Source organism: Mesorhizobium sp. M7A.F.Ca.CA.002.05.1.1 (assembly GCF_003998335.1).
Classification (GTDB): domain Bacteria; phylum Pseudomonadota; class Alphaproteobacteria; order Rhizobiales; family Rhizobiaceae; genus Mesorhizobium.
The window spans coordinates 1-3,413 of the sequence record NZ_RZQI01000658.1; the positions used below are offsets into that span (position 1 = coordinate 1).

The 3,413-nt window shown below is 63.0% G+C and carries 4 protein-coding genes; 3 read left to right on the plus strand and 1 reads right to left on the minus strand.

From position 1 onward, the window contains the following. Window positions 1–237, minus strand: a 237-nt coding sequence (locus tag EN939_RS40110) for a hypothetical protein (protein ID WP_442919559.1), incomplete at its 3' end; no start/stop codon positions are given. Between the two features lie 14 nt (window positions 238–251). On the opposite strand from EN939_RS40110, the gene kdpA reads away from it, so the two are divergent. The 3 genes from kdpA to kdpB all read left to right on the plus strand — a co-directional run. Next, a complete protein-coding gene (gene kdpA, locus EN939_RS26090) occupies window positions 252–1,955 on the plus strand; it encodes a potassium-transporting ATPase subunit KdpA (RefSeq protein WP_127270650.1) in 1,704 nt (567 codons plus the stop codon). Between the two features lie 25 nt (window positions 1,956–1,980). After that, the gene (locus EN939_RS26095; protein WP_245466407.1) at window positions 1,981–2,178 is read left to right on the plus strand and encodes a hypothetical protein; all 198 of its coding nucleotides are present in this window, start codon (window positions 1,981–1,983) and stop codon (window positions 2,176–2,178) included. Continuing rightward, the coding region (gene kdpB, locus EN939_RS26100) for a potassium-transporting ATPase subunit KdpB (RefSeq protein ID WP_127270653.1) at window positions 2,175–3,413 on the plus strand (1,239 nt) is incomplete at its 3' end. The genes EN939_RS26095 and kdpB, both read left to right, overlap by 4 nt.

Below are 3,413 nucleotides of genomic sequence, written 5' to 3' on the forward strand. Positions count from 1 at the left end.
CTTGTCAAATTCGCAAAGTACAAAAGAACAAAAGGAATAAACACAATGGATATGGCCGTTATCGGAATCGGAATTTTGTTCTTTGCCCTTTGTTTCGCCTACATAAAAGCTTGTGACGCGCTCTAGAGCGAGGCTGAAAAAATGATCGTCGACTATATTCTCGGTGGCGGCGTTACGCTGTTCCTGCTCGCCTACCTGACATACGCCCTCGTTCGTCCAGAACGCTTCTGAAGGCACGGAAAGCCACACCCATGACACTGAACGGTTGGATACAGATCCTGGTCTATTGCGGGATCGTCGTTTTGCTGGTGAAGCCGCTCGGCGGCTACATGCACCGCGTCTTCAACGGCGACCGCACGCTGCTTTCGCCGGTCCTTCGCCCGCTTGAGCGTGGGCTTTATCGTATTTGCGGAACCAGCGAACGCGAGGAACAGCACTGGACCACCTACGCGGTCGCCCTGCTGCTCTTCAACCTCGCCGGCTTCCTGGTGCTTTATGCGCTGCAGCGCCTGCAGGGCAGCCTGCCTTACAACCCTGCCGGCATGACAGCGGTTGAACCAGGGTTGGCCTTCAACACCGCCGCCAGCTTCATGACCAACACCAACTGGCAGAACTATGGTGGCGAGAGCACGATGTCCTATCTCGTGCAGATGGCCGGGCTGACGGTGCAGAACTTCGTTTCGGCGGCCACCGGCATTGCCATCGCCATTGCGCTGATCCGCGGCTTTGCCCGGGCGTCCGGCAAGTCGATCGGCAATTTCTGGGTCGATATGACCCGCTCCACACTCTATCTGCTGCTGCCGTTCTGCATCGTGCTGACGCTGGTCTATGTCTGGCTCGGCATGCCGCAGACGCTCGGCGCCTACGTCAACGCCACGACGCTGGAAGGCGCGCAGCAGACCATCGCCGTCGGCCCGGTCGCTTCGCAGGTGGCCATCAAGATGCTCGGCACCAATGGCGGCGGTTTCTTCAACGCCAATGCCGCGCACCCGTTCGAGAACCCCGACGCGATCTCCAACCTGATCCAGATGGTGTCGATCTTCGCCATCGGCGCCGCCTTGACCAATGTCTTCGGCCGCATGATCGGCAACCAGCGCCAGGGCTGGGCGATCCTCTCGGCCATGGGCGTCATGTTCATCGCCGGTGTCGCCATCTGCTACTGGGCGGAAGCCGCCGGCAACCCGCTGGTGCATGCGCTGGGCATCGACGGCGGCAACATGGAGGGCAAGGAGAGCCGCTTCGGCATCGCCCTGTCGGCGCTGTTTGCCGTCATCACCACGGCCGCTTCCTGCGGCGCCGTCAACGCCATGCACGGCTCGTTCACCGCGCTCGGCGGCATGATCCCGATCATCAACATGCAGCTTTGCGAAGTCATCGTCGGCGGTGTCGGCGCCGGTCTCTACGGCATCCTGATGTACATCGTCGTCGCCGTCTTCGTCGCCGGCCTGATGGTCGGCCGCACGCCCGAATATCTGGGCAAGAAGATCGAGGCCAAGGAGGTCAAGATGGCTATGCTGGCCATACTGTGCCTGCCGCTGGCGATGCTGATCTTCACGGCCATCGCCGTCGTGCTGCCGACCGGCGTGGCGTCGATGGGCAATGCCGGCCCGCACGGCTTCTCCGAGGTTCTGTATGCCTACACTTCGGCGGCGGCCAACAACGGTTCGGCCTTTGGCGGCCTCAGCGGCAACACGCCCTGGTACAACATCACGATCGGCATCGGCATGCTGATGGGCCGCTTCCTGGTCATCATCCCGGCGCTGGCCATTGCCGGCTCGCTGGTGGCGAAGAAAACGGTTCCGGCTTCCGCCGGCACCTTCCCGACCGATGGCCCGCTGTTCGTCGGACTGCTGGTCGGCGTCATCCTGATCGTCGGTGGCCTCACCTTCTTCCCGGCGCTCGCCGTCGGGCCGATCATCGAGCACCTGGCGATGGCTCACGGGCAGACCTTCTGAGACCGTCATGTCCTGGTTCAATGCCATGCGCCGCAAGGTCGGCCACAGGGACGATCACCGAAAGGAGGAGAGACCTCCTCCTTTCCCGACCCTGTCGACGTTTCTCGGCCTTGCGGCAGTCATGCTCGTCCTCTGGCTGCTGGCCTACGGGCCACCGCATTTCCTTTCGGCATCCAATCATCGGGTGCCGTCCAACAACACCGAAGCCGGAGCTTCAAAATGAGCAACTCGAAATCAGCAAGCATCATGGATGCACGCATCCTAGTTCCCGCCATTGGCGGCGCCTTCCGCAAGCTCGATCCGCGCACGCTGGCCAGGAACCCGGTGATGCTCGTCGTTGCCGTCGTCTCGGCGCTCACCACGGTGCTGTTCGTGAAGGACCTGGTCACCGGAGGCGGCAATCTCGGCTTTACGCTGCAGATCATCATCTGGCTTTGGTTCACCGTCCTGTTCGCCAACTTCGCCGAAGCGGTCGCAGAAGGCCGCGGCAAGGCGCAGGCGGATTCGCTGCGCAAGGCACGCACAGAGACCCAGGCCAAGCTTTTGACCGGTGAGGACCGCACCAAATACAAACTCGTGCCCGGCACCAGCCTCAAGGTCGGCGATGCCGTCCTGGTCGAGACCGGCGACATCATCCCGTCGGACGGCGAAGTTGTCGAGGGCGTCGCGTCGGTCAATGAGGCGGCGATAACAGGCGAATCGGCGCCGGTCATCCGCGAATCCGGTGGCGACCGTTCGGCGGTCACCGGTGGCACCCAGGTGCTGTCAGACTGGGTCCGCGTCCGCATCACCGCCGCCTCCGGCCATACCTTCCTCGACCGCATGATCTCGCTGGTCGAAGGTGCCGAGCGCCAGAAGACGCCGAACGAGATCGCGCTCAACATCCTGCTCGTCGGCATGACGCTGATCTTCGTGCTGGCCACCGCGACGATCCCGAGTTTTGCCTCCTACTCGGGCGGCTATATCTCGGTGACCGTTCTGGTGGCGCTGTTCGTCACCTTGATCCCGACCACGATCGGCGCGCTGCTTTCGGCCATCGGCATCGCCGGTATGGACCGCCTGGTGCGATTCAACGTGCTGGCCATGTCGGGCCGCGCCGTGGAGGCCGCAGGCGACGTCGACACGCTGCTGCTCGACAAGACCGGCACGATCACACTCGGCAACCGCCAGGCGACGCAGTTTCGCCCGGTCAAGGGCGTCACCGAACAGGAACTGGCCGACGCGGCTCAGCTAGCCTCGCTCGCCGACGAGACGCCGGAAGGCCGCTCCATCGTCGTGCTGGCCAAGGAGAAATACGCCATCCGCGCCCGTGACATGGCAACGCTGCACGCCACTTTCGTGCCCTTCACAGCGCAGACCCGTATGAGCGGCGTCGACATCGATGGTTCGTCGGTGCGCAAGGGCGCCGTCGATTCCGTGCTTGCCCATGTCAACCAGTCGGCAGCTGCCGCCCATGGC

What these genes read in the sequence shown, in the direction of transcription:
- kdpA (WP_127270650.1), top strand. Translation starts at nt 252, where the DNA reads ATGACACTGAACGGTTGGATACAGATCCTGGTCTATTGCGGGATCGTC.
- EN939_RS26095 (WP_245466407.1), top strand. Translation starts at nt 1,981, where the DNA reads ATGCGCCGCAAGGTCGGCCACAGGGACGATCACCGAAAGGAGGAGAGA.